The organism is Chitiniphilus shinanonensis DSM 23277, from assembly GCF_000374805.1.
In the GTDB taxonomy this organism is placed as follows: Bacteria; Pseudomonadota; Gammaproteobacteria; order Burkholderiales; family Chitinibacteraceae; genus Chitiniphilus; species Chitiniphilus shinanonensis.
Map to the genome: position 1 here is coordinate 1 of NZ_KB895351.1, position 22,111 is coordinate 22,111.

The following is a 22,111-nucleotide window of genomic DNA, read 5'->3' on the forward strand; positions in this document are numbered from 1 at the left end:
GCCTTGGTCTGTGGCAGGTGGTGCTGCTTTTCAGCATCGCTCAATGGGCGATTGACCTTGTACTTGGCGGTGAGCCCAGCGTAATCCATTACTCGTAAATCCGTTTGAGTTCCAACATTTCTGAGTTAAGGATTGAGCTCGGTGAGCATGGAAAGGGATAGATCAAGACAGTGGCTTCAATTCTGTTGCTGTGGCGGCACATAGGGGTGCTGTGCATCACGCTGGTAGCGATCTTTAGGATCGACTTCGCTTTGCGCTGCCACTTCCTCTGGCCATTGCGGGATTTTGCAGGTGTGCATCGTGACCCAGCGAACGATGGCGAGTGGGAAAAGTAATGGAGACATAAGCCATGCCAGCAATGGTGCGACGCTGAACTCTGCCATCAGACGTTGAAAACCGAACCAGAAAGTTTCACGCCGATCGGCGATATCCAGCGGGTACTGCACCAGGTCCAGTAATTGGGTGGGGCCCTTTTCCATATAGCGGCGCACGAACTCCCATTGGGCTAACAGGTAAGGGCTTCCCCAACTGGCAAAGGTTGGCAGCACAAAGGTCTCGAGCACCGTGGAGCGATCCTCGCTGAGCACATGCCCGCGCACTTCCCAAAAATTGCGCATCTGCGCCGGGTTGAGCGCGAAATGAATCTCGCGCCAGGGCACGCTCAGCGTGGTGCCGTCCAGACGAAATACATGCACCATGCCGGTCTTGCGGTTGAAGCGCAGTGGGTAGTGGGTGTAGCGGAAGGCTTCCTTTTTAAGGAACCAGAGGGCCAGTGGTATAGGAATGGAAACAATAACAAGGCTAAGGGGAACGAACAGAAGAAATTCAGACTGTTTTGCTGGGTCTGTGGCGGGGTATTTCGTCAGGGCCACTACCAACACAGACACAAACGCATATGCGAAGAGCAAGATCACAAAGCCTGTAAATGCCGTCATCAGTCCCTTCCAGGTGTAAAACTTGTCGCAGCATTCCAGGTAGGTCGAATTCATTCGGATCACCGAAAGTTGAGCCAACGGCTCGGCGGAGCTGGCCTTGGTTTGCGACAGTTGGTGCTGCTTTTCCTTTTCGCTCAATGGGCGATTGACCTTGTACTTGGCGGTGAGTCCAGCGTAATCCATTACTCGTAAATCCTTTTCAGTTCCAGCATTTCTTCATCGAGCGAACGAAATCCCTTGTCGCCAAAAAAGCTCTTCTTCAACCATTCCTGGACCGGGTTGGGTTTGAAGTGCTCAATGAGTACTGAGATGCACAAAGCCAGCAGGATGAGGATGATCCCGATCCCCGTAGCCGCAGCAAAGGTGCCAAGCATAATGACCAGTGTGCCCGCTACCCCCAGAGTGGCAGACAAGAAGTAAGCCCCCGCAAGACCGTAGTTTTCGTTATTGAGTTCAGTGACCCCTTTGCGGGCGTCCCAGAAAGCAACAATGCCGGCGCCTAGCAAGCCCAGTGTCCTACCCCCGAGCCGTAGCGCGTCGACAAGCAAGTTGGCGGTAGCCGGCCCCAACCTCAACGCGGCGAGTGGAATTTTGGAAACCGCAGTCCCCAGCGACTCCGCCACCGTTCCCCCAAAAGCCGCCCAGCCGGCTCGATAACGCCATGTGGCATCGGCCTTGTCCTGCCCGGTCTTGTTGGCCTTTTCCAGGTCCTCGGTCAGTTTGCCCAGTGCCACCCACTGCAACAATGCCGCCAGGGCGCCGAAGGCCAATGGTAGCGAGCCTTTCAGGCGGATCACGCCTTTGTTCACGCTTTGCCGCCAGCGCGACAGCTCCATCTTGCGCAGGTCGTCCACATTGGCCAGCGCCTTGGCCAGGGCCCTGGCGCGCTCGGTTTGCTTGCCGCTGGCGGACACACGCTTGAGGTCGTCCAGGCCGGCGATGACCAGGAACTTCTTCTGCCTTGTTCCTTCGAGTTTGACGCCCTTGATCTGCATCAGCCGCAACTCGCGATTGACCGCCGCCTTGAGGCCGTGCGGCGGCAGCGTCTCGCCGCGGGCCTTGATCAGTTCCTCGACCACATACGCCTGAAAATCGCGCAGGTTACCTTTGAATTCGATCCGCAGGATCGGCGCCTTGCTGACGACGCCTACGGCCACCAGGGCCTCGGGCAGGGCGCCGCTCTCGGCGACGGTCTTCATGCTGCGCATGATGGGCCCCGCCATTTGCACGATCAGCCGTCCGATCAGGTCGGGCTTGTTTTCCAAGGTGCGGTCGATGGAGGCGCCTACCCCGCCGATCATGCCATCCCACGGCAGGCCCCGCGGATCGACGCTGACCGTGGCACCTTTGGCGATCACCTTGGCGTATTCGCCTTGATTCAGGATCAGTCCGCGTAACAACAGGTTCTTCTTGTCGTCCAGGCGGCCATGCATCCATTCGCTGTAGAGATCGAAGCAGGCCTGCTTGTCCTGGGTGGCGCCGACGCAGAGCGAGAGCACGCTGGTGTAGACCTGCCCGCTGTCGGTGTTGTGTTCATCGAAATTGCATTCGAAGGCATGGGCCATGCGCTGGCTTTTCATCCAGGCGGCGTGGGCCACCGCCAGTGGGGCGATGTAGTGGGTATCCAGTTCGCCGAGCTTCTTGTCGAACTCTTTCTGAAACTTCGCGCGGTCCGACTCGTGATAGCTGGCCTGATACTTCTTCCAGGCATCCACCTTGTAGTCTTCCAGTGTCTCGGCCGAGACCTTGCCCATGGCGTCGTAGCTGCGTCGGCCGCTCTCGGTGAGCAGGAGCATGCCGCTGCTTTGTGCCAGCATCTGACTTTGCGCCATGTCGGCGTCTGCCAGGGCCTCTTCTTCGGCATGGCGATAGATGCCAGCCTGAATGCTCTGGATCGCGGTACTCACGGTCAGTTTGCGGTGATGGTCTGTGCGCGTCATGAAGGCATTGAGCGTGCTGGTCATCAGCGCCGCCAGATCCATTGCCAGTCCCGCCGGGTCGTTCAGCGCCACGAAGGCGCCCTTGCCGCGGTTCAGGTTCTCGAAGTCGTGGATCAGTCCTTTCGACTGGCCGGTGCGTTGGTTGAACTGCGCCGGGCTGAAGGCGAAGGTCTTTTTGCTCACGCCGGTGGCGTACTCGGCGATATAGCTGGCGTGCAGGTGGATGCCGCCCGTATGGCGGTGGGTACCGGAGGCCAGCCACTTCGCCACGTCGAACTCGCGCATGTGCAAGGTGCGATAGCTGGCATCCTGATGGCGCTGCCACACCGCTTTGGTCCATTCCACATCCGAGAAGCCAAACCATACCTTGCCGGCCTCGGTCGGCGTGGAAAGGGTAATGCAGCCCGCAATGATCCCGTTCTTCTCGGGATTGCACGGGACGATCTTCTTGGGGTCGCCGGTGATGGCCGGCGGGGTGGGGCCGGTCTTGGGCAGGTCGAACGGCATGTAGTAGCCGTCGGGGGTGATGAAGTAGGCGTGCCAGCGGTTGCGCTTTTCGTCGAACACATAGAGATAGCCGCTGCGCAGCAGGCGCTGGGTGTACATCGCCGCGTCCTTCAGCTCGATCTTGGCTCCGCCCTGATCTGTGACGATGAAGCCACCCTGTACCGCCGGAGCCCCCGAGTCATGCGGGGCGATGGCATAGCGGGTCAGCAGGATGGGCAGACCACGCTTGTCGCACATCTTGCACTTGGTTTTGCATTCGCTCATGGCTATCGGTTCTCGGAAAAGCGGCTCAGTGTGCGGGGTGGCCGGCAATGCCGGCCCATGCCGGTGCGTCGCTCAAAGCGCAGGCGTCGGCGTAGGTGGTGTGGCCGGCGCGCACGCGCGCCAGCAACTGTTGGATACGGACATCCAGATGGAACGCCGCGCCGTGGCGTAGCGCCTGCGAGGCAAATTCGATCAGGTCGGCTTCGTCCTGCAAGCCATAGCGCAGTTGTGCGGTGCCCAGCGCGGCATCGGTTTGCTTTGCCACGATGGCGAGTGCCGCAAGGTCGCGCCACGCCGGGTGATCGATCGCCAGCTCGCTGCTCAGGGTGGCGTTGATCAAGCCCACCCGATCCAGTTGCAGGCGTTGTGGCCGATTCACGCCCCAGTACTGCCCGGGCGCCGGCTCCTGCGTGCGGTGCATGCTGGCCCAGCTTCCTTTCCAGTAACAGGTCCATTGCGTGATGGGGCCGAAGAGGTCGTTCAACTGCGGCGGATTCAGGATCCAGGTGAGGTGGGCGAATACCCGAGGATCGTAGTAGCGCAGTAGTACCCGCCCTTGCGGAGAGCGCAGCAACAGTCGGCTGGTGAGATGCCTCGCGAGTTGATCGATGTCTCCCGGGGCTTCCAGCAGGCAGGCCAGTAGACCCTCGTCTTCGCCTTGTTGTGCGGCCAGCAGGTTGTCGCAGACCAGCTCCCGTTGTGGCGTGGTCAGGGCGCCCAGTGACAACAAGGCGGGCATCTTGTCCGCATCCGATTGCAGCGGGCTCGGTATCAGCGGACGTAGTGGCAGATCGCCATGCCAGGGGGCCGGGTTGATGGCGGCCCGATCCACGATGGCGCAGTGATGCCTGCCCAGCAAGGCTTGGGGGGACTCAGGTGGCATGCAGTCAATCCCCGACCGGAACGGTCGCGCCACCTTGTGCCACGGCGACCTGGTTTTGCGCCGCGCAAACCTTGTCTTGCGGCATGTCGTTGGTGAACGACATGCTGGCCGGTCCACTGAAGTCGAAGCCACTGCCCTTGAAGCTCACCGAGCCGGGCGCATGGATTTCGATATTGCCGTCCTTGAGCCGGATATAGGCACCGCCACAGGTGGCCAGCAGTTCCTGCCCAGCCGCCAGGGTGAACTTCTGCTTGTTGGCGTAGAGGCGCACGTTCTTGTCACCGATGACTTCAACATCGCCCGCCTGCGCATGCAGGTTGGCATGCCCCTTGGCCACGATCAGCTTCAGGTTGATCTGATCCGCCACACCTTGGACGAACAGGCTGATCTTGCTGCCCACATTGTGAATCCATCTGCGGGCGGTGGTCTGCTGGGTATCGCGCTGGCTGATGGTGTCGAGGTTGTAGCCGGTGTTGAACACCAATTCGCTGGGCGTGGTCAGGCCGATGCCGGCCGGGGCGCTGGCGATCAGGATCGCTTGTTGCCCCGGTTGATCCGATGCGGTCTTGCCATCGGGGTCGGTATTGGAACCCGCTGCCCAGGCCTTGAGCGCTGCGTTCAGATGATTGAGATGGCCTTGCTGCGACCTGGCCTGTTTCGCGCCTTCGGCATCCAGCGTCTCCGGGCCGATTTCGCTGGCATCGGCCAACTGCTGGGCGGCGGTATCGCTGAGGGTCTGCGCCAGTTGCTGTGCGGCTTCGAGCTGGCTCTGAGCTTGTTCCCGATCCAGTTGCTGGCCGCTGGCGCCGGGCTTGGCCTCGGTGGAAAGCAGCAGGCCTTGGGCCGCGCGGATCGCGCCCTGGCGGTCGGTACGCAGCTCAAAACCCTCACCGCGCGGTTCGGCCTTGCCGTCGCTGCGCGGGTGGGTCAGATAACCCTGGTTCAGCTGGGTCTTGCCATGCTCCGAACTGAGCTTGGTGCGCACTTCGCCCTGGGTGTCGTCGAACAGCAGTTCGCCGTACTGGCTGCCCTGGTATTCCTTCGATTGGATGCCGGACAGCGTCTTGTTGGCGGGAAGACTGCCAGCACCGGAAAACGCCGGGGTCGGGTGGCTGCCGTTGTACAACACGCCCTTGACTAGCGGCCGGTCGATGTCGCCTTCGATGAAGTCGACCAGCACTTCCTGGCCGATGCGCGGGATGAACTGGTGGCCCCAGGCGGCCCCCGCGCTGGGATAGGCGACGCGCAGCCAGCACGAGGAACGATCGTCCAGGTTGGCGCCGAATTCGGGGTGCTCCTGCGGCCGTTGCCAGTGGAACTGCACCTTGATCCGGCCGTACTGGTCGGTGTGGATTTCCTCGCCCTCGGGCCCGACCACGGTGGCGGTCTGCACGCCTAGGGCGGTGGGTTTGGCGTGGGTGCTGTCGGCGTAATCGGGGGGAAGCGGGATGCCGCGGCGTTGCGCTTCGAGCTGGACCGTGAACGGTTGCGGCGGAGTCTGGTTTTGCGCCAAAAACTTCAGCAAGTCGCCCGGCAGGTTGTTGTGCGCGGTAAAGCTGAGCTGGCTGGCGACGAACTCGCGCTGCTCCGGCGCGTCGCTGTCGTGTAGCGGATGGTCGGCCAGTTGGAACCACTCGCCCACCTGGATCCCACGCACCGTGCCGCTACCGCTGAAGGACTTCTTCTGACGGTCGAACGCCTGTTGCCGCAGTTGGGCGTAGCGGCCCAGTTGTTCGCCGTCGGCGGCGTAGTACAGCGCTTGCGGGTCGTAGTGCTCCAGGCTGCTCTCGGCCTGGCTGCCGCCGGCACCTTGATCGATCAGCGAGGCTTCACCCGCCTGCTGAGTGAATACCGGCCGGTAGTCGAAGCTGGCCAGTGCCACTTGGCTTGGCCCCAGTTGCCGGGTACTGGTCCAGTCAGTAAGGCTGTCTTCGGCCTCGGTGGCATCGGCGCGGTGGAAGCGGATGCGGCCGTGGCGGGCCTGCGGCAACGAATATGGGTCGTCGAACACGACGAAGGTGGTTTTGGGCGTGTCGCCTGCCTCGTGCTCGAAGCGATAAGCGAGACCTTCCTCCGCCAAAAACCGGCTGATCGCAGCGAAATCGCTCTCGCGGTACTGCAAACAGTAGGAGCGCGGGGCGTAGGTCTCGACCAGATCGAAACGCACTGCAAAGCTGGCGCCGAACACCGGGTTGGTGGCGATATGCTCGTCGAGCATCGCCTGGACGATTTCAGGGATGGTCTGGTCCTGGAACACCCGACTGGAACGGCGATGCGCCAACAGCGCCAGCGGCGGTTCGATGGTCAGGCCGTAACGGGCAAAGCCACCATCCGACGGTAGCGCCCGCATCTGGGTGACGATGCCACAACGCCGCACACTGTCACCATCGGCTGTCAGGATGCTGAGCTGCGCCGGTAGCCCGAGCAGCGATTTGAGTTCCAGCCCAACATCGGGAGAGAGGCATTCCACCACGTAGCGATAGGGCTGGGACAGCGCCTCCTCGCCGGCGACCGACTGGGGCAGCAGTTGCTCGCCGTAGGCGCTGCCATCGCCCAGGTGCAGGGTCAGCAACCGCTGAGTCTGGGTGAAGGCGCTGGCGAAGGAAGCCAGCATATTGGACAAATCCACGACTTGTATCCAACAATATTTGTCAGGTGGGATGGTAAAGATGCTCTAAGCATTCGAGCAAGTGTTTGTTCGCGATGGGCCACTGGTCGGTGGTGAATGGTCGAGTTGGAGGAAGAGAACAGGGCGGGGACATCACAGCCTGACCCGTGAAAATGGTGGTCAGCGGGTATCGCGACTTGTCCCGCATATGAGGTGGCGCAATTGCCGAGGCTGGGCCTGGAGCGGCTATCAAAGCTCAGCGCAGCGGTTCTGGTCAGGCGCGCGAATGTCCTGAAAGAAATAAGCCAGACGAGTTCGAATCCCGCCGCTCCGAGCAGATAAAACAAGGGGGCAGCGAAAGCTGACCCCCGCGTTCGTTTCCGACTGGGCCCTCACCCCAACCCAAGCGTATCCACCACCCCGCCACGCCCGATCCCATCGTCGTCACCGCCTTCACGCCACGCTCGCGCCAGCAGCAACGCCACTGCCTCCGGCGCGTTGAAAGCGCCGTATTGCTGGTGCCGGGTGCCCAGGCGGGCGGCGCACCAGGCTTCGGCGATGGGGGAGGGCGCGTGTTGCAGCAGTTCGCCGGCGGCGATCAGCTGCACCAGCAGTTCGCTGACGATGCGCAGGGTGGCGGGCTCGGCGGCATGCAGCAGGGTGGCCAGGTAGTTGAGGGTGGCGTCGTAGTGGCGATTTTGGCCGCGCACGCGGCTCAGTTCGGCGTGCAGCGCGGGCAGGGTGGCGGGGTCGCGGCTCAGGGCGCGCAGCACGTCGAGCGCCATGATGTTGCCGGCGCCTTCCCAGATGCTGTTCACCGGCATCTCGCGGTACAGGCGCGGCAGGTCGCTTTCCTCCACATAGCCGTTGCCGCCGAGCACTTCCATGGCTTCGGCGACAAAGCCGGGGCCGCGCTTGCACAGCAGGTATTTGGCGGCGGGGGTGAGCACGCGGGCCAGGGCGGCCTGCTGTGGTTCGGCTTCGTTGTCCCAGGCGGCGGCCAGGCGCATCGCCAGGGCGACGGCGCCTTCCAGTTCCAGCGCCAGATCGGCCAGCACGTTGCGCATCAACGGTTGTTCGATCAGCGGACGGCCGAAGGCGTGGCGCTGGCCCGCGTGGTGCAATGCCAGGGTCAGCGCGCGGCGCATCAGGCCGATGCTGCCCAGTGCGCAGTCGAGCCGGGTGCGGTTGGCCACGCTGGCGATCAGGCGTGCGCCCTGGCCTTCCTCGCCGATCAGCCAGCCCAGCGCGTCGTCGAACTCGACCTCGGCGCTGGCGTTGCCGCGATTGCCCAGCTTGTGTTTCAGCCGTTCGATACGGAGCGCGTTGCGGCGCCCGTCGGGCAGCAGGCGCGGCAGCAGGAAGCACGATAGTCCGCCATCCGCCTGCGCCACCACCAGGTGGGCGTCGCTTTGCGGTACCGAGAAGAACCACTTGTGGCCGGTCAGGCGATAGACCGCGCCCGGCCCGCCGACGCCGTCCGACCGGGCGCGGGTGGTGTTGGCGCGCAGGTCCGAGCCACCCTGCTTCTCGGTGGCGCCCATGCCCAGCAGCAGGCCATCCTTGGCGGCGGCCGGCAGTGGGCGCGGGTCGTACTGGTTCGACAGCAGGATGGGTCGCCACGCGCCGAGCGGCAGGCTGTCCTGGTGGTCGAGCAGCACCGGGATGGCGGCATGGGTCATGGTGACCGGGCACAGGCTGGCGGCATCCACCTGGGCATGCAGCAGGAAGCGCGCGGCCCGGGCCACCGTGGCGCCGGCACCCGGTTGCGCCCAGGGGCTGTTGTGCAGACCACTGGCGGTGACTTCCGTCATCAGCGCATGCCACGCCAGGTCGAACTGCACGTCGTCGATGCGTTGGCCGTGGGCGTCGTAGCGATACAGCTGCGGCGGGTTCAGCTCGGCCTGGCGCGCCAGCTCGAACAGCATCGGCTGGCCCAGCCGCTCGCCCAGCGCCGCCAGGTCGTGGCGCGCCCAGCCGGCGCCGTGGCGGGTCAGCGCCTCGACCAGTGGCGCGTCGCGCAGGAACAGGTTGCAGGCGGCAAGCGGTTCGGACTGATTGAAGACGGTGTGCGTGGCCATGGGGTCCTCCATGGCCTTGATGATGGCCGCTGCCGGCGATTTTGCCAGGCGGCCGGGCGGATGGCGGCCGGGCCATCCGCGGGTGGCGCGTTCCTCACCGCATCCAGTCGTCTAGGGCAAATCGTCCTTCGCACCCACGTTTGAAGGTCGATTCGCCCTAGGCTTGCGGTTCGTCTTCCGGGGCCACACGGTTGGCGAGGTAATGCGCGCGGCGCTCGGCCTTTTCGGCACGCTTGGCCTCGCGCGCGGCGGCCAGCTCGGCTTCGCGGGCGGCGCGCGCGGCCTGGGCCGCCTGCGCGGCAGCCTTCTGCTCGGCCTTGAGCGCTTCGCGTTGCGCGGCCTTTTCCGCTTCCAGCGCGGCCACTTCCTCGCGGCTCAGGCCGGGGCCGGTCTTTTCGAACCAGGCGATCGATTCGACGTGCGCGGTATGGGGGAACATGTTGATCACGCCGGCGGCCTTCAGGCTGTAGCCCTTCACGTTGACCAGCACGTTGGCATCGCGCGCCAGGGTGGACGGGCTACAGGACACATAGACGATGCGCTGCGGGCCGTGTTCGGGGCTGATCGCCTTCACCAGCTCCATCGCGCCGTCGCGCGGCGGGTCGATCAGCATCTTGTCGAAGCGGCCCAGCTTGTCCAGCCATTCCTCAGTCATCTCGAACAGGTTGGCCACGGCGAAGTCGGTCAGGTGCGACAGCCCGTTGTGGCGCGCGCCCTCGAAGGCGCGTTCCACCAGTTGCGTGCTGCCTTCCATGCCCAGCACCCTGGCGCCGCGGCGCGCGATCGGCAGGGTGAAGTTGCCCAGGCCGCAGAACATATCGGCGATGGTTTCGCCTGGCTGCGGGTCGAGCAGATTGATGGCGCGCTCGACCATCACCCGGTTGATGGCGTGGTTCACCTGGGTGAATTCGGTGGGCTTGAACGGCATGTCGACCCCGAACTCGGGCAGCTCGTAGGTCAGCGCCGGCGCATCCAGCGGATACAGCGGGTAGGCGGTGTCCGGCCCCTTGGGCTGCAACCAGATCTGCACCTTCCAGGTGTCGGCGTAGGCCTTGAAATGCGCTTCGTCCTCGGCGGTGATCGGGTCCATGTTGCGGAACACCAGCACCGTCACCCGCGCACCGACGGCGACCTCGATCTGCGGCATGCGGGTGGCGATCGACAGCTTGGCCACCAGTTCGCGCAGGGCGGGCAGTTGCGCCGCGACGTGCGGCACCAGCACGTGGCACTCGGTCATGTCGGCGATATAGCTGGAGCGCTTTTCGTGAAAACCCACCAGCACGCCGCCCTTCTTCGGCACCAGCCGCACCGACAGCCGCGCGCGGTGGCGGTAGCCCCACGGCGCGCCGTAGATGGCGGGCAGCAACATCTCGGGCTTCACGTTGCCGATACGCGCCAGGTTGTCCTCCAGCACGCGCTGCTTGGCGGCCACCTGGCCGTTGAACTCCATGTGTTGCATCGAGCAGCCGCCGCACACGCCGAAGTGGGGGCAGCGTGGCGTGGTGCGCAGATGGCTTTCCACCACGATCTGCTGCACCTGGGCGTTCTCGAAGCTGGGCTTCTTGCGATAGGTGTTGTAGGTCACCTGTTCGAAGGGCAGGGCGCCGTCGATGAAGATGGTCTTGCCTTCGACGTGGGCGACGCCGTGACCTTCGTGGTCCAGCGATTCGATAAGGGCGATGCGGGTCATGGCGGGGGCGGCGCTTGGAAAACCGGCCATTATACCGGCCGGGCGGCGGCACGGGCCGCCGCGCAACGGTCGGGCAGGAGCACCGCATGTTTTGCGCGCGACGAATTCCGCTCGCATCAAACCCGGTTCCGTCGCGGACGATTATGATGAAGCCTCCGCTATTCGCCTGGCGATGCCGTCATGACTACGGTTTCCCATCTGCAGCTCGACACCCTGACCCGAATTCCGGACTGGAGCGCCTTCACCGCGGCCCTGGTCGAGCATGCGTTGACGGCCTTCAAGGCCAAGCGGGTGCTGCTGGCGTTGCCGGTGAACGGGCGCAGCATGATCCACGCCCAGGCGATGGCGGGACAGCGCGCGCTGTCGTTCGTCGAGCCGCAGCGCCCCGCCGACTTCTACGGCGTGGCCGGCGAGGAACTGGATTGGCAACTGCGCGAGCCGGCGGTGTCGCTGCACGCGGCCAACTTCGCCGCGCAGGAGATCTGGAGCGACACCCCGCCCGAGGCGCCGCTCTACCGGCTGCTGCTGCCGCTCTACACCGAGGAGGGCATGGCCGGCATCGTCTATGCCGATGTCACCGACGCCGTCCATGTGAGCATGGTGCTCGACCGCGCCGCCTTCCGCCTGGAGTGCGAGGCATTGGCGCGGCTGCTGGCGGATCGCTGGCGCGCCTACCGCGATGGCCAGGGCGCCACCCTGGACGAGCTGACCGCGCATCTGCAGGCCAGCCTGGCGCGGGCCGAGGAATATCGTGCGCTGTTGCAATCGCTGCACGGCGTGACGCTCACCCTGACCCAGGCGCCCGACCTGGATGCGCTGTACCGCGCCGCCGTGGCGTCCGGCATCACCGAACTGGGGTTCGACCGCATGGCGGTGTTCGAGGTGGACCCCGGGCGCCAGGCCATGTCCGGCACCTACGGCACCGACAACAACGGCGCGCTCACCGACGAGCACTGGTTCAAGAGCGCGCTGCCCACGCATCCGATGTTCCAGGAGGCCTACCGCAAGCGCGATACCGTGGTGGTGAACGAGGACGCGCCGCTTTATTACAACAAGGTGGTGGTCGGCCGGGGCTGGAACGCGCTGGCCGGTCTGTGGCTCGACAGCGAGTTCGTCGGCTGGATCGCCTGCGACAACTACCTGCACCGCCGCCCGTTGCAGCCGTACCAGCGCGAAGTGCTCAAGCTGTTCGCGTCGATCCTGGCACAGCTGATCCGGGTGAAGCGCGCGGAGCAGGAGACCCGCCAGTTGAACCAGCGCCTGTCCGAGCAGGCCGCCGAACTGGAACGCGCGCGCGATGTCGCCGAGTCGGCCAATCGCAGCAAGAGCGAATTCCTCGCCACCGTCAGCCACGAGATCCGCACCCCGCTCAACGGCATCCTCGGTTTTCTGCAACTGCTGCGTGAAACCCCGTTGCAGGACGAGCAAGGCGAATACGTCGCCAGCATCGCGCACTCCGGCGAGGCGCTGCTGGCGCTGATCAACGACCTGCTGGATTTCTCCAAGATCGAGGCCGGACGCCTGAAACTGGCGCGGCGTTCGTTCGACCTGCGCTCGATCAGCGCCCAGGCGTGCGCCATGCTGGCCGCCCAGGCGGCCGAAAAGGGACTGGCGTTGCGCTTGCAGATCGATCCCAGCTTGACGCCGGGTTACGTCGGCGATCCGCTGCGCTTCAAGCAAGTGCTGATCAACCTGATCGGCAACGCCATCAAGTTCACCGAGCGCGGCGAAGTGCTGGTCATCGTGACCATGCAGCACGGCGAGCCCTACGTGACGGTGACCGACACCGGCATCGGCATCGAGGATGGCAAGCGCGAGCAGTTGTTCCAGCGCTTCTATCAGGCCGACAGCAGTCCCACCCGGCGCTATGGCGGCACTGGGCTGGGGCTGGCGATCTGTCGGTTGCTGGTCGAGATGATGGGCGGCGAGATCGATGTGGAATCCACGCCGGGGCAGGGCTCGCGCTTCTGGTTCCGCCTGCCGGCCGCCCCCACCGATCCCGGCCGGGATTGGCAGCTGCACTGGGAGCCGTGGCCGGAAACGCTCGACTTCCTGCGCGGGCGACGGCTGGCGTGGCACGGCGAATCGCCGTGGCGGGCCGAGATCGAAACCTATCTGCATCAGGCCGGCGTGCACTGGGTGCCGGCCACCGAGGCCGAAGTGGTGCTGTGCGACGAGGCCAACCGCCCCGAGCATGCACCGGCGGAAGTAGTGCTGAGCTGGCACCCGCCGCAGGCCGCCGAAGCAAAGGTGTGCTACCTGCCCAAGCCGGTGTTGGGGCGGACCGGCCTGGTGCGCGCGCTGCGCAATCTGCTGCTCGGCGCCCAGGCCCCGGCCGAGAACGAGCCGCCGCGCGCGCGCTCGACCAACCGGCGCATCCTGCTGGCGGAGGACAGCCCGGTGAACCAGCGCGTGGTCCAACGCTACCTGCAACAGTTCGGCTACGACGTGGTGGTCGCCGAGAACGGCGAACAGGCGGTGGCGTGCGCGCAGCACGAGTCGTTCGACCTGATCCTGATGGACTGGCAGATGCCGGTGATGGACGGGCTGGAGGCCACGCGCCGCCTGCGCGCCGATCCGGCCAACCAGTATTGCCCCATCGTCGCGCTCACGGCCAATGCCCAGGGCGAAGGCGAAATGCTGTGCCGCGAGGCGGGCATGGACGCCTTCCTGGTCAAGCCGCTGGACCTGGCCCAGATGCGGGTCACCATCGAGCGTTTGCTCCGCCGTTAGCGCGTATCTGCTGCGGCCGCACCGCAAAAGGGGCAGGCAACGCTCGCCCTGGAGCGATGCCCGGATTGCGCTATATATGGCCTGAATTGCGCCCCTGGCCGTTGCCGCAATATCGTCCGACCGTGGCTTCGTATACTGGACTCCATTCAATTTCGAGGAAGCAACCATGACCACCTTGCAGCAGCGGCTGGGCTTCGCCGCCACCGACCGCGTCCTGATCCTGCACGCCGACGACATCGGCATGTGCGAAGCCACCGTTTCCAGCTGGCGCGCGCTGCTCGACGCCGGCCTGCTGACCTCGGCCTCGGCCATGGCGCCTTGTGGCTGGTTCCCGTACGCCGCCGAAGTGGCGCGCGAATACGGCGAGCGCGCCGACCTCGGCCTGCACCTCACGCTGAACTGCGAATTCGAACGCTATCGCTGGGCACCGCTGACCGGCACGTCGCCCGCGACCGGGCTGGTCGATGCGCACGGTTACTTCCATCCCAAGGCCAAGCCCACCCATGCCGCGCTCGACATCGAGGCGGCCGCCCGCGAACTGGCGGCGCAGGTGGCGCGTGCGCAGGCGCTGGGCATCGAACTCACCCACCTCGACAGCCACATGCTGACGCTGTTCCACCCCGCGCTGGTCACCCTCTACATCGACCTGTGCCGCACCCATCGACTGCCGCCGCTGTTGCTCGACGACGCGGCCACGCTTGCCGAACTGGCGGTGATCGGCATGGACTGGGCCGAGGACATCGCCAGCCAGGCGCACGCTGCCGCCGAGGCGGGCGACATCGTGCTGATCGATCGCTGGGACGTGCTGCCGTTCAACCGCATGCTGACGCCCGACGAGCGCCTGGGCTGGGCCTGCGACTGGCTCGACGCCTGCGGCCCTGGCGTGCATTGCCTGGTGGGGCACCCGGCCGACGATACCCCCGAGTTGCGCGCGCTGGCGCGCGACTGGCCGACCCGCACCGCGGATCGCCGCCTGCTGGCCGACCGGGATTTCGCCGCCGAGATCGCGCGACGCGGCTTCAAGCTGGTGGGCATGCGGGCGCTGCGCGAGGCATTGCGCGCGGGGTGATACCTTGTTGCCCTGGCCACCAAGCCCCCGGCAGGGGGCTTTTTGCTGGGTGAGTGGTGCATTGGGTCAAATTGACATTGCCCGGCTTGTCCCTCTGCCGGCGAGGTCCTGAGCGGGTGGTGGCGGACTTTTATACTGGTTCGTCGCCATCGTTCGCCGAGGAAGGCCATCATGAACACCCTGCAAGAGAAGCTTGGTTTCGCCGCCACCGACCGGGTCCTGATCCTGCATGCCGACGACATCGGCATGTGCCATGCCACCGTCACCGCCTGGCAGGCGCTGCTCGACTTCGGACTGCTGACGTCGGCCTCGGTGATGACGCCCTGTAGCTGGGCGCCGTACGCGGCCGAGGTGGCCCGCGAGTACGGCGAGCGCGCCGACCTGGGCGTGCACCTCACCCTGAACAGCGAATTCCCGCGCTATCGCTGGTCGCCACTCACCGGCAACGCCGCCGAGAGCGGGCTGGTCGACGAGCACGGTTACTGCCATTCGCTGGCGCGGTTCACCCATGCCCAACTCGACCTGCCGGCGGTGGCGCGCGAACTGGCCGCGCAGGTGGCGCGGGCCAAGGCGCTCGGCATCGAATTGACCCATCTCGACAGCCATATGCTGACGCTGTGCCATCCGGCGCTGGTCGACCTGTATCTCGACCTGTGCCGCGCCCATCGCCTGCCGCCGGTGCTGGTGGACGACGCGCCGGCGCTGGTCAAGCGCTGCGTGATCGACCTGGAGTGGGCCGAAGAGATCGGGCGCAAGGCGCGAGCGGCGGCGGATGCCGGCGATATCGTGCTGGTCGATCGCTGGAATGTGGTGCCGTTCAACCGTGTGCTCACGCCGGAAGAGCGGCTGGACTGGGCGTGCGGCTGGCTGGACGAATGCAAGCCCGGCGTGAACTGCCTGGTGTGCCACCCGGCGGACGACACGCCGGAATTGCGCGCGCTGGCGCCGGACTGGCCGACGCGCGTCGCCGACCGCGCTTTGATGGCGAGTGCCGCGTTCGCCGCCGAGATCGACCGGCGCGGCTTCAAGCGGGTGGGCATGCGTGCATTGCGCGAAGCGTTGCGCGCCGGATAGCTTGGCGTCGCGCCCATCAAAAAGCCCCGGTCCAGGCCGGGGCTTTTGTCTGGCTGCGTGCGGTTCAGCGCTTTTCCATATCCTTGGTCATCACCTTGTCGTTGACGAACTGGACCGTCACCGTGGTGCCGCCGCTCTTCCACTGCGCATGCTCGCCGGAGATGCCCAGCAGGCTGCCGCTGTCGGATTGATCCGGCTCGCCCAGGATCTCCACCACGCGTTCGCGGGTCATGCCGGTCTCGATCTTGGCGTAGTTCTCCTGGGTCAGGCGGCTGCACGCGACGAGGGACAACAGGAGCAGGCAGAGCAGGAGCGGGCGCATGATGGAGCGGGACGGCGGATGAACGAGGCGCCACGATAGCGCAGAAATGCGCGCCGGGGCAGCTGCCGCCGGGCAGTGATAGCCGTTTCTGTCACAAGCGATTGATATATTGGCGATTCTTGCCGCTTCGTTCCGGGTGGCACGAGGCGCCCGCATCGGTCGTGTCGTCGCATCGGCGGCGGTGGCGCGCCGTTCAAAGCGGAATCAAGCATCCAAGGAACCATCCATGAGCGCACGATTGCTCGCCGCGTTGGGCGGCTTGTTGTGCTGGAACGTGGCGTCGGCACAGCCCGCCACCATCGACGTAGGCCAGGCGCTGCTCAACTACGACAGCAGCAGCTTCACCTTCCTGACCTTCGATTACCAGAACCCCGAAAGGTACTTCGAGCCGGCATACACCCCGGTCGCCGGCGGGATCAGCATGGCCTTCGACCAGTTCAAGCTCGACCATGCCACCAGCCAGCCCGACGACCTCGGCCTGGGCGTGGTGGGCTTCTACGAAGCGCTGTTCGATTTCCAGGCCAAGCCCGGCTATCGCATCGATGGCTATACCGTCAGCTTCAGCGGCCGCTACCAGATCGAGAACGGCGGGCAGGTGAACCTGAAATTGTTCGAGGACCCGTTTTTCGAGGATGCGCTGCCTGGCGCGATGCAGTCGTTCGAGTACGCCATCCACCTCGATGGGCCGTCGATGCCGCTGCTGTACGGGCACCTGGCCGCGATCGCCCGTGCCGGCGATGTGCTAAATCCGGGCGCCTCCTCGGTCCTGCCGGGACGCGCTTACCTCGAACTCGACAATATCCGCCTGGTGGCGCTGACCTCCCCGGTGCCCGAGCCCGCCAGCGGCCTGCTGTTGCTGGGCGGGGCGGGCGTGCTGGCGTGGCACCGGCGCCGCCAGCGCCGCGCGGCCTGAGCACGCAGGCCAGATGAAAAAACGGCCCGGGTTTCCGGGCCGTTTTTTTTGCTACGCCGCATCGGCGGGCGGGTCGATGGCGCCTAGTAGCTGGTCGCCGTGTCGTCGCCGTCGTCTTCCTCGGGCACCGAGGCCGGGTGATCCCAGGGCATCGGCACTTCACGGCCATTGAGGACGAAGCGGCCGGAGGCCAGCGATGCGCGCGCCGACAGCGTGTCGCCGTCGATGCGGATCAGGTTCTGGCTGGCCAGCCGTTGCAGCTGGCCTTCGACGAACTGGTTCACCAGGTAGTCGAGATCGGCCTGGGCAATCTGGCTGTCGGTGCCGCCGAACATGGCGCGCGCCTGCCAGCTCGCCAAGGATTCGACCACGCGGCGCGGCATGCTGAAGTCGGCGTCGGCGTTCAGCTTCTTCACGAATTCGGCCGGTTGCTCCAGATCCTTCTTCACGAAGCCCTTCAGGCCCACCTTGCCGGCGAAGCGGATATCGCCGTCGGGCACGCGCACGTGCAGCGACTTGATCGCCAGTTGCGGGTCGTGTTCCAACAGCGGCATGCCCTGGTCGCGCGCCAGCTTGAGTACGGCATCGGTCAGTTGTTCGCGATCCAGGCCCTGCTGTTGCAGGCGGGTCAGTTCCTTGCCCAGCTTGGCCAGCGTCGGCCCGTGCAGGTGCCTGGCCTCGGTGTTCAGCTCGGCCGGGCCGTACTGCTGGCCGTCCAGCAGCAGCTTGGCCAGTTGCAGGTTGGCGCTGCCGTCGACGAAATCGCCAGTCTCGGTGAGCTGGCTGTTGTAGCCCAGCTTTTGCAGTTCCACGTGCAGCGCCGGGCTGTCGGTCATCTCCAGCGTCAGGCTGTTCACATCGGCCTTGGAGGTGCCGAGCATCAGCCCGGTCTTGCCGCGCTGCTGGTCCAGCGCCACTTGCAGGCCGTCGAAGGCGAAGCGGCCGCGCTCGCGCACCACGGCGGTCATGCCGGGCACCTTGGCGTCCAGTTTCACCCGGTTGAAGTCGCCGTCGTATTCCAGTTCGGCCTTCAGTCCCTGCCAGTTCACCTTGACCCCGGCCAGCGTCTCCTCGTATTCGAACGCGGGGATCGCCACCGACATGTGGCCGTCGTCGGTGAAACCGATGCGGTTCTCGATGTCGATCGGCTTCTGTTCGCCGAACAGCCTGGTCAGAAACTTGCGGGTTTCCGGCGAGAAGGTGAACTCGGTGTTGACCACCGCTTTGTAGGGGCGCGGGTCGCCGGAGAACAGCAGCGGCAGCGGACCGTGGCGCACGTGCTGGGTGTAGCGCACCTCGAACTGCGGCAACGGTTCGCCATCGCGTGCCAGCGCGAAACGGTAGAGCTGCGGGTTGAGCTTGATCGTCGCCGTCTCGGTCGAGGAGAACCAGCCGCGCTGGTACTCACGCTTGGAGACGACGAAGTAGGGCAGGCTGGCCAGCCACTCGTGCTGCTTGTTGAGGGTGCGTTCGGCCGCCTTGCCGGCCCACCAGGCGCCGCCGCCATAGGCGACGGCCAGGCCGGCGACGGTGGCTGCGGCGACGATCAGTGCTTTGCGTTTCAAGCGCTCTTCCTCGGGTGAGGGCCGCCGGCGGGCCGGCGGTGTCGGATGGAGATCAGATGCGGCGCGCCAGCGCTTCGGCCTGGCCCAGGTAGGTCCACGGGGTCAGCGCCTTCAGCCGGGTTTTCTCGGTGTCGGGGATGGCGAGGCCGTCGATGAACACCGCCAGCGTTTCGCGCGTCATGCCGCGCTGGCCGCGGGTGAGTTCCTTCAACTGCTCGTAGGGGTTGGGCACGCCGAAGCGGCGCATCACGGTCTGGATCGGCTCGGCCAGCACTTCCCAGTTGTGGTCGAGGTCGCGCAGCATCACGTCGCGGTCGGCCACCAGCTTGTTCAGGCCCTTGAGCAGCGACACGTAGCCGAGCAGGGCGTAGCCCACGCCCACGCCCATGTTGCGCAGCACGGTGGAATCGGTCAGGTCGCGCTGCCAGCGGCTGATCGGCAGCTTCTGCGACAGGTGGGTCAGCACGGCGTTGGCCAGGCCCAGGTTGCCTTCGGAGTTCTCGAAGTCGATCGGGTTGACCTTGTGCGGCATGGTCGAGGAGCCGACCTCGTTCTTGTTCACGCGCTGCTTGAAGAAGCCCAGCGAGATATAGCCCCAGATGTCGCGGTCCAGATCGATCAGGATGGTGTTGATGCGGCTGATCGTGTCGTACAGCTCGCTCATGTAGTCGTGCGGCTCGATCTGGATGGTGTACGGGTTGAAGCTGAGGCCCAGGCCCTCGACGAAGCGGCGGCAGAAGCTTTCCCAGTCGATGTCCGGATAGGCCGACAGGTGGGCGTTGTAGTTGCCGACCGCGCCGTTGATCTTGCCCAGCAGCTCGATCTTCTCCAGGCGCGCCAGCTGGCGGTCCAGGCGATAGGCGACGTTGGCCATCTCCTTGCCCAGCGTGGTCGGAGTGGCCGGCTGGCCGTGGGTGCGGCTCATCATCGCCGCGTCGGCCAGATCGTGCGCCATTTCCTTGAGCTTGCCGACGATCTCGCGCACGCGCGGCAGCAGCACGGCGTCGCGCGCGCCCTTGAGCATCAGCCCGTGCGACAGGTTGTTGATGTCCTCGGAGGTGCAGGCGAAGTGGATGAACTCGGACGCCGCGCTCACCTCGGTGTTGCCGGACAGGCGTTCCTTCAACCAGTACTCGACGGCCTTCACGTCGTGGTTGGTGGTGCGTTCGATGGTCTTCACCTCGACCGCGTGTTCGGGGGAGAACTGCGCCACCACCAGATCCAGCTCGGCGATGGTGGCGGCGGAAAACGGTTTGATCTCGGAAATCGCGCTTTCGGCGGCCAGCGCCTTGAGCCAGGCCACTTCGACGGCCACCCGGTTCTTCACCAGGGCGAATTCGCTGAAATGGGAACGCAGTTCGGAAAGCTGTTTCTCGTAACGGCCGTCCAGGGGCGACAGCGCGGTCAGTGCGGAGAGTTCCATTGGTGCCACAAGCGGTTGAATCAAACCCGAAATTCTAACACACCCCCATGGCCGGGCCGCTGCGCTTTGCGTCGGGCGGGCGAGGGGCTTGAAATGGCTGGCAAAACCCGACGCGGCGGCGCTGGCGGGACGTGCGGAACGTGGACGGCACCGGTCGTACAGTGAGCGGGCACGCCGCCGCCGGACGGGCTGGCTTCCCGCGCTGACGAGGGCGATCCCCGCCAGTGCTCATGTTGCACTGCAAAACGAAGAATGGCCCGACCGGTCAAGTCGCCTATTGCGCCGCACAAACGGAATTGGGTGACAACCTGGGGTTTGTATTCAAGAATGTGGGAAAAAATCCTTACAACAACACTGGATGGCTGGAGATCCCCGATGAGCAAGATCACGCATTTATCCCAGGACTGGCAGAACTGGATCACCGAAAACCTCGGTCGCGGCTGCACCCCGCAGTCGGTGGTCGAAGTGATGGTCGAGAAGAATTTCGACCCGATGTTCGCCAGCGCCATCGTTTTCCACTTCGTCTCGGGCGGCAATAAGGGCCAGATGCCGGGCGTGCTGCCGGGGCCGGCGATCGCCGGCGCGCAGACGGCGCAGCAGCGCGCGGCCCAGACCGGTTATGTCTACGAGACCCCGCGTTTTCCGATGGCGGGCGCGGTGATCCGCGCGGCGGACCGCGACGTGCGCGTGGTGTCGCGCATGGAGAAGCCGGTGGTGGCGGTGCTCGACGGCCTGCTCACCCTCGACGAATGCGACGAGCTGGTGCGGCTGTCGGAGAAAAAACTCAAGCGCTCGACCATCGTCGATCCGCAGACCGGCCGCGAGGAGGTCATCGACGACCGCTCCAGCTTCGGCACCTTCTTCCATCTGCGCGAGAATGAGTTCATCACCCGGCTCGACGAGCGCGTGTCGGCGCTGATGCACTGGCCGTTGCAGAACGGCGAGGGCATCCAGATCCTGAACTACCGCATCGGTGGCGAGTACAAGCCGCACTTCGATTACTTCCCCGAGCAGGACCCGGGCAGCCATGTCCACCTCAAGACCGGCGGCCAGCGCGTGTCGACGTTGATCATGTACCTGAACGACGTCGAGGAAGGCGGCGAGACCATCTTCCCCGAGATCGGCCTGTCGGTGGCTCCGCGCAAGGGTTCGGCGGTGTATTTCGAATACTGCAACAGCGACGGCCAGGTGGACCCGCTGACGCTGCACGGCGGTAACCCGGTGAAGCGCGGCGAGAAGTGGATCGCCACCAAGTGGATGCGTCAGCACGCCTTCGCCTGAGCGCGCAGGGTCGAAGCTGGACGAGGCCCATCAAACCCCACGTCTTGAACCACAGAGGACACGAAGAACACAGAGGAAAAACGGAGCAAGGCCGGACTTGAGGTTTGCTCTGTGTGACTCCGTGTTCTCACTGTCCTCTGTGGTTCACGGCGTGGGGTTTGTTTTGCCAACCGCATTCAGCGGTTGTTGAAGCGCCCCAGCAGGCCGCTCACGCCGCTTTCGAACAGCGCGAAGGTGGCCATCGCGCCGCCCGCCGCCGCGATCAGCAGCAACAGGTACAGCCCCATCAACTGGGTGTAGGGCTCGCGCTGGTTCCATTCGCGGGCGATGCCCAGCCACGCGGCGAACAGCCAGCTGGTCATCGACACGGCGCCCAGCACGGCCACCGTCAGGCGCTCCTGCAACGGCAGGCCGGTCAGCGGCAGGCGCACGCTGATCAGCGGGAACGCCACCCGGTGCAGCAGGTAGCCGTTGACGCTGAGCAGCGCCACCACGCTGAACTTGGTCCACAACTTGGGATTGGCCAGGTACGCCATGCCGTGCTCGCTGTAGCCCAGCACCACCAGCATCAGCCCGGTGCCCCACAACAGGATCAGCAATTGCGTGACCCGGTGGGCGGTGCGGCCCAGGTAGCGGCGACGCGTCTCGTCGAGCGGTCGCTGGCGCCACGACCACAGCCGGCGGTCGGCCTTCAGGATCGTCACCAGCGCAAAACAGGCGGCGAGCAGGTGCGAGAACCTGATCGCCAGTTTGATCGTTTCCATCCCCCAGCCCTCGGTATCGGTATCGGCCGCTCTTTGGCGGCGCTTTGTACTTGGAGGGG

Annotated in this window: 15 protein-coding genes; 5 read left to right on the forward strand and 10 right to left on the reverse strand. The window is 65.2% G+C overall.

Going from position 1 to position 22,111, the window contains the following annotated elements:
• Positions 1-176 precede the first annotated feature (176 nt).
• From C556_RS0115200 to rlmD, 6 genes are all read right to left on the reverse strand, one after another.
• Positions 177-1,118, reverse strand: coding sequence for a DUF6708 domain-containing protein (locus C556_RS0115200; protein ID WP_018749108.1), 942 nt, complete (start codon positions 1,116-1,118; stop codon positions 177-179).
• Positions 1,118-3,646 carry a T6SS effector BTH_I2691 family protein gene (locus C556_RS0115205; protein WP_018749109.1) on the reverse strand — a complete coding sequence of 843 codons (2,529 nt, stop codon included), beginning with the start codon at positions 3,644-3,646 and terminating at the stop codon, positions 1,118-1,120. The genes C556_RS0115200 and C556_RS0115205 overlap by 1 nt, the downstream gene beginning before the upstream one ends.
• A 25-nt stretch (positions 3,647-3,671) precedes the next feature.
• The gene (locus C556_RS0115210) at positions 3,672-4,529 is read right to left on the reverse strand and encodes a DUF4123 domain-containing protein (protein ID WP_083930621.1); all 858 of its coding nucleotides are present in this window, start codon (positions 4,527-4,529) and stop codon (positions 3,672-3,674) included.
• A 4-nt stretch (positions 4,530-4,533) separates the two neighbouring features.
• Positions 4,534-7,143, reverse strand: coding sequence for a type VI secretion system Vgr family protein (locus C556_RS0115215; protein WP_018749111.1), 2,610 nt, complete (start codon positions 7,141-7,143; stop codon positions 4,534-4,536).
• A gap of 386 nt (positions 7,144-7,529) precedes the next feature.
• Positions 7,530-9,218 (reverse strand): isovaleryl-CoA dehydrogenase, encoded by a 1,689-nt coding sequence (locus tag C556_RS0115220; RefSeq protein ID WP_018749112.1) that lies wholly within the window; start codon positions 9,216-9,218, stop codon positions 7,530-7,532.
• 157 nt (positions 9,219-9,375) lie between these two features.
• Positions 9,376-10,908, reverse strand: coding sequence for a 23S rRNA (uracil(1939)-C(5))-methyltransferase RlmD (gene rlmD, locus C556_RS0115225; protein ID WP_018749113.1), 1,533 nt, complete (start codon positions 10,906-10,908; stop codon positions 9,376-9,378).
• A gap of 180 nt (positions 10,909-11,088) precedes the next feature.
• Between rlmD and C556_RS21815 the strand changes: the two genes are divergently transcribed.
• The 3 genes from C556_RS21815 (at position 11,089) to C556_RS0115240 (ending at position 15,784) form a co-directional block, all read left to right on the forward strand.
• The gene (locus C556_RS21815) at positions 11,089-13,641 is read left to right on the forward strand and encodes a GAF domain-containing hybrid sensor histidine kinase/response regulator (protein WP_018749114.1); all 2,553 of its coding nucleotides are present in this window, start codon (positions 11,089-11,091) and stop codon (positions 13,639-13,641) included.
• A gap of 166 nt (positions 13,642-13,807) precedes the next feature.
• Complete coding sequence (locus C556_RS21820; protein ID WP_018749115.1) at positions 13,808-14,710, forward strand: ChbG/HpnK family deacetylase; 903 nt, start codon at positions 13,808-13,810, stop codon at positions 14,708-14,710.
• A gap of 171 nt (positions 14,711-14,881) precedes the next feature.
• A complete protein-coding gene (locus tag C556_RS0115240) occupies positions 14,882-15,784 on the forward strand; it encodes a ChbG/HpnK family deacetylase (protein ID WP_018749116.1) in 903 nt (300 codons plus the stop codon).
• Positions 15,785-15,848: 64 nt separating this feature from the next.
• Here C556_RS0115240 and C556_RS0115245 read toward each other — a convergent pair whose 3' ends face one another.
• Complete coding sequence (locus C556_RS0115245) at positions 15,849-16,106, reverse strand: DUF3862 domain-containing protein (RefSeq protein ID WP_018749117.1); 258 nt, start codon at positions 16,104-16,106, stop codon at positions 15,849-15,851.
• Between the two features lie 226 nt (positions 16,107-16,332).
• Here C556_RS0115245 and C556_RS0115250 point away from each other — a divergent pair, with 226 nt between their 5' ends.
• Positions 16,333-17,019: a VPLPA-CTERM sorting domain-containing protein gene (locus tag C556_RS0115250; protein WP_018749118.1), complete on the forward strand. Its 687-nt coding sequence runs from the start codon at positions 16,333-16,335 to the stop codon at positions 17,017-17,019.
• Between the two features lie 83 nt (positions 17,020-17,102).
• On the opposite strand, the gene C556_RS20635 is transcribed toward C556_RS0115250, so the two are convergent.
• Both C556_RS20635 and purB read right to left on the reverse strand, forming a co-directional pair.
• Complete coding sequence (locus C556_RS20635; protein WP_018749119.1) at positions 17,103-18,584, reverse strand: YdgA family protein; 1,482 nt, start codon at positions 18,582-18,584, stop codon at positions 17,103-17,105.
• 52 nt (positions 18,585-18,636) lie between these two features.
• Positions 18,637-20,007: an adenylosuccinate lyase gene (gene purB, locus C556_RS0115260; RefSeq protein ID WP_018749120.1), complete on the reverse strand. Its 1,371-nt coding sequence runs from the start codon at positions 20,005-20,007 to the stop codon at positions 18,637-18,639.
• Positions 20,008-20,382: 375 nt separating this feature from the next.
• On the opposite strand from purB, the gene C556_RS0115265 reads away from it, so the two are divergent.
• The gene (locus C556_RS0115265; RefSeq protein ID WP_018749121.1) at positions 20,383-21,288 is read left to right on the forward strand and encodes a 2OG-Fe(II) oxygenase; all 906 of its coding nucleotides are present in this window, start codon (positions 20,383-20,385) and stop codon (positions 21,286-21,288) included.
• Between the two features lie 176 nt (positions 21,289-21,464).
• On the opposite strand, the gene C556_RS0115270 is transcribed toward C556_RS0115265, so the two are convergent.
• On the reverse strand, positions 21,465-22,052 hold the full coding sequence (locus C556_RS0115270) for a hypothetical protein (RefSeq protein ID WP_018749122.1): 588 nt from the start codon (positions 22,050-22,052) through the stop codon (positions 21,465-21,467).
• Positions 22,053-22,111: the final 59 nt, after the last annotated feature.